This window comes from Pseudomonas sp. 05N434, assembly GCF_056396965.1.
On sequence record NZ_JBFTMK010000398.1, the window covers coordinates 1 to 4,701 of the forward strand.

The following is a 4,701-nucleotide window of genomic DNA, read 5'->3' on the forward strand; positions in this document are numbered from 1 at the left end:
CAACACCATGGCGGCGTTTTCGTCGGTTTTGAAGTCGTCGAGCTGTAATTCATTCATGTGCGGTCACCTGAGTACTGCTTGGGCCACGATTGCTGCTAATGATAGTCATTTTTGGAAAATCTCCAGCAAACGTGGCGCTATCTTGTCCAGCGGGYGGATTTCCACGGCAGCGTCGATGGCTGCGGCCGCCTTGGGCATTCCGTACACGGCACTGCTGTTCTGGTCCTGAGCGATGGTCAGGTAGCCCTGTCGGCGCATGAGTTTAAGCCCCTGGGCGCCGTCACGCCCCATACCGGTCAGTAGAACGCCCACGGCATCACCGCTCCAGTAATTGGCCACACTCTCGAAAAACACATCGATCGACGGCCGATAGATCTCGTTGACCGGTTCGGCGGTGTAGGCCAGCGTGCCGTTTTTCAGCAAGCGGATATGGTGATTGGTACCGGCCAGCAGGATCGTGCCGCTTTGCGGCGGTTCGCCTTCCTGGGCCAGGCGCACGTCCAGGCCGCTGGCGCTGGCCAGCCATTCGGCCATGCCGGCGGCGAACACCTGATCCACATGCTGGACCAGCACGATGGCCGCCGAAAAATCCCGGGGCAGGCCCTTGAGCAGCACTTCCAGCGCCGCCGGCCCGCCAGCGGATGAACCGATCGCCACCAGGTGCTGGCGCGAGGCCGAGTTGCGGTGCGGGCTCGGTGCCGATCGCTCCCGATTGCTGTGGTCACCGATCAACCAGCCAATGTTGAGGATCTTGCGCAGCAGCGGCGCAGCGGCTTCCTGAGGGTTACCAGCGCCCAGCGCCGGGGTATCGACCACATCCAGTGCGCCGTAGCCCATGGCTTCGAACACCCGGTGCACGTTCTGCTGACGGTCGACGGTGACGATGACGATCGCGCACGGGGTCTCGGCCATGATCCGCCGGGTCGCTTCCACGCCGTCCATCAACGGCATGATCAAGTCCATCAGGATCAGATCCGGGGTGTATTCGGTGCAACGTTGCACCGCCTCGGCCCCGTTGCTGGCAACCCAGACCACCTCGTGCGCCGGTTCGAACGCCAGGGCGCGGCGTAAAGCCTCTACCGCCATGGGCATATCGTTGACGATGGCGATTTTCATGCTCGCGCCCCTCCAATGAGCTCAACGACTGCATCCAGTAAGGCGTCATCATGAAAACTGGCCTTGGCTAGATAATAGTCGGCGCCGGCGTCCAGTCCACGACGACGGTCTTCTTCGCGGTCCTTGTAGGACACCACCATCACCGGCAGCGATTGCAGGCGATTGTCGCGACGCAATAAAGACACCAGCTCGATGCCGTCCATGCGCGGCATGTCGATGTCGGTGATCAGCAGATCGAAATCCTCCGAACGCAGGGCATTCCAGCCATCCATACCGTCCACCGCCACGGCGACGTCGTAGCCGCGATTGAGCAGCAACTTGCGCTGCAACTCACGAACGGTCAGCGAATCGTCCACCACCAGAATCCGTTTGCGCGCGGCCTCAACGGCCTGATTGGCGTGCCGGGCAATGCGCTCCAGACGCCCGGTATTGAGCAGTTTGTCCACCGAACGCAGCATGTCTTCGACGTCGACGATCAGCACCACTGAGCCGTCGTCGAGCAAAGCCCCGGCGGAAATGTCCTGTACCTTGCCCAGACGCTCGTCCAGCGGCAGCACCACCAGCGTCCGCTCGCCGATAAACCGCTCGACCGCCACCCCGTAGATCGCCTCGCGCTCGCGCATGACCACGACTTTGAGGGTCTGCGCGCTGTTCTGGCTCGCCGGCCGATGCAACAGCTGACTGGCGGCGACCAGCCCGACATGCCGGCCTTCGTACCAAAAGTGCTGCCGGCCTTCGACCTGCACGATGTCTTCCGGCTCCAGGTCGCACATGCGCTCGATGTGCGCCAGCGGGAAGGCATACGCCTCGTCACCGACTTCCACCACCAGACTGCGCACCACCGACAGCGTCTGCGGCACTTCAAGATGGAAACGACTGCCCGCGCCCGCCGTCTGCTCCAGCACCACGGCGCCGCGCAACTGCCGGACCATGTGCTGAACCGCATCCAGCCCGACGCCGCGCCCGGACACTTCGGTGACCGTGTCCCGCAGGCTGAAACCCGGCAGAAACAGGAACGTCAGCAGCTCTTCTTCGCTCAACTGCGCGGCAGTCTCGGCTGGGGATAACTGCCGCTCGACGATCGTGCGGCGGACCTTTTCCAGGTCGACGCCATTGCCATCATCGCTCAGCTCCAGCACCAGCAGACCGGCCTGATGGGAGGCTCGCAAACGGATCACGCCTTCCTCCGGCTTGCCCGCCAAGCGTCGCTGTTCCGGGGTTTCGATGCCATGATCCACCGCATTGCGCAGCAGGTGTGTCAGCGGCGCTTCGAGCTTTTCCAGTACGTCTCGGTCGACTTGGGTCTTGTCGCCCTCGATCTCCAGCCGCACCTGTTTGCCAAGGTCGCGCCCAAGATCGCGGACCATGCGTACTTGACCGCTCAGCACGTCGGCGAACGGCCGCATGCGACAGGCCAGCGCGGTGTCATACAACACTTGTGCGCGCTGACTGGCGTGCCAGGCGAACTCGTCCAGTTCGGCGTTTTTTTCCACCAGCAATTGCTGGGACTCAGCCAGCAATCGGCGGGCATCGCCCAAGGCTTCCTGGGCTTCGAGGCTCAAGGCATGGTCCTTGAGATGAACGTTGAGGCTTTCCAGCGCCCGCAGGCCATTGCTCTGCATGCGTTTAAGGCGCTGCATGGTGGCCAGGTGCGGCTTGAGGCGCTGGGTTTCCACCAGGGATTTACTCGACAGGTCGAGCAGGCTGTTCAAGCGCTCGGCCGTGACACGCAATACGCGCTCGCCAGTGTCGGTGGCGCGCCTGGTCTTGGACGCAGGCTCAGCGGGCTCTGCCTGAGGTGTTTCAATGAGTGTTTCGACGGGTGTTTCGGCGGCACGAACGGGCGGCTCGACCCTGGGTGTCGACGGTTCGAGCTGAGGTTCTGCCATCGGCAGCGCGATGGGAACAGTCGCCATGTGCTCAAGCAGCCGTCCCATCAAAACAACGTAAGCGTCGATATCCGCAGGCGCCGGAGCATTGTTCGGCGTCGCAATCCGCATCAGCAGATCGGTGCCCTGCAACAGCGCATCAATGTGTTCGGGTCGCAGGTACAGGCGCCCTTCCTGGGCGCTGACCAGGTAATCCTCCATCACGTGGGCGACGCTGACCCCGGCATCGACGCCTACAATCCGCGCCGCGCCCTTGAGCGAATGGGCCGCGCGCATGCACGACTCGAGGTAATCGGCCTGGGTCGGATCACGCTCCAGCGCCAGCAGACCGGCGCTCAGCACCAGGGTCTGGGCCTCGGCTTCCAGGCTGAACAGCTCCAGCAAGGAGGCGTCACGCATTTGGTCGGGGGTCATGTGAGGCTCCGGGTCACGGCAGACAGCAGCTGCTCTTCATCCAGCCAACGCAGGCTGCGACCTTTGAATGGCAAGACTCCGCGGGTGTATTTGGCGCTGGCCTGGGTGCCGGACTGGGACGCGGCATCGAGAATGCGCTCGTCGATGGCGTGAATCCCGTCCACTTCGTCCACCGGCACCACCACCGGCCCGCCGTGGGCGGCGATGATCAGCATCCGCGGCGTTACCCGTGCGCCGGGCGCCACGCTACTGGTGTCGTCGAGCCCCAACAGCTCCACCAAAGAYAGGCACGCCACCAAGGCACCGCGCACATTCGCCACGCCGAGCAATGCCCGGGAACGCTGGTGCGGCAAGGAATGGATCGCTTGCAGTGGCGCCACTTCGACCAGGCTGCGAGTGGCCAGGCCCAGCCACTCTTCGCCGAGGCGAAACATCAGCAGCGAGCGGGTTTTCACCTCACTCTCGGCCACCGTGGAGATTTGCCCACGGTCGCCCTGCGACAAGGCGTAGCGGTCGAGCAAGCGCGTGGCGGCAGCCGAATACACCGCGCAATTGCGGCAATGAATGTGCTCGCTCAGCAGCGGACAGGACTGGTCGCCGTGGATACCGATGCGGTTCCAGCAGTCGTCGATGGCCTGGGCATCTTCATGGGTGACGCTCAAGGTGTCGGAGGCGTTCATCGTTTACGCTCACTGTCAGCGGCGCGCTCGCTGCGGGCGGCGCGGGCCTGCAATCGTCTGGCACCCGCCGTGTCACCCTGGGATTGCAACAAGGCAGCCAGGTGCATCAACGCGTCGGGGTGTTGCGGTTCGAGGTACAACGCCTTGCGATAAAAACCCTGGGCCTCCAGGGCACTGCCGGCGACATCGCTGAGCAGCCCCAGCCAATAGAACACTTGGGCCACCGGTTCGTGACTGCGCAAATAACTTTCGCACGCGGTGCGGGCCTCGGCACTTTTGCCTTCATTGGCCAGCGCGGCGATATTCGCCAACAGCGTGGCGGCGTCCGAAGGGGTGGCCGAAGGGGTGGCGGCAGCCTGAGGTATCGGCACGACCGTCGCAAAAGGCCGACTGCGCACAGGCGGCGGAGTCACGCTGCGCAACGGTTGCTGCACTGGCAGCGACATCGGCGTGAAAGTCGCAGGCGGCTCGAGCGCGCTCTGGCGACTGAAGGCAAACGACTGCGGGATACCGATCGAGCGCATGCCGAAACGGCCGAGCAGACTGCCCTCGGCCGGGCCGATAAATAGCACGCCATCGACGTGAGTCAGGCGCTTGAGCAC

At 63.7% G+C, this 4,701-nt stretch carries 3 protein-coding genes and 1 pseudogene; all 4 read right to left on the minus strand.

The genetic code is table 11. The features are described 5' to 3' along the window. Positions 1 to 105: 105 nt before the first annotated feature. Positions 106 to 1,116 (minus strand): chemotaxis-specific protein-glutamate methyltransferase CheB, encoded by a 1,011-nt coding sequence (gene cheB / locus AC1DLB_RS21675; protein WP_477785613.1) that lies wholly within the window; start codon positions 1,114 to 1,116, stop codon positions 106 to 108. After that, a complete protein-coding gene (locus AC1DLB_RS21680; RefSeq protein WP_064616246.1) occupies positions 1,113 to 3,419 on the minus strand; it encodes a hybrid sensor histidine kinase/response regulator in 2,307 nt (768 codons plus the stop codon). Before AC1DLB_RS21680 ends, cheB begins: the two co-directional genes overlap by 4 nt. Further along, positions 3,416 to 4,099, minus strand: a complete 684-nt coding sequence (locus AC1DLB_RS21685; RefSeq protein WP_018926684.1) for a chemotaxis protein CheW — start codon at positions 4,097 to 4,099, stop codon at positions 3,416 to 3,418. Before AC1DLB_RS21685 ends, AC1DLB_RS21680 begins: the two co-directional genes overlap by 4 nt. Then, positions 4,096 to 4,701, minus strand: a pseudogene (locus tag AC1DLB_RS21690) (CheR family methyltransferase); the annotation flags it as partial. The pseudogene AC1DLB_RS21690 and the gene AC1DLB_RS21685, both read right to left, overlap by 4 nt.

Coding starts and splice junctions, on each gene's coding strand:
- AC1DLB_RS21680 (WP_064616246.1), bottom strand. CDS start 3,419: ATGACCCCCGACCAAATGCGTGACGCCTCCTTGCTGGAGCTGTTCAGC.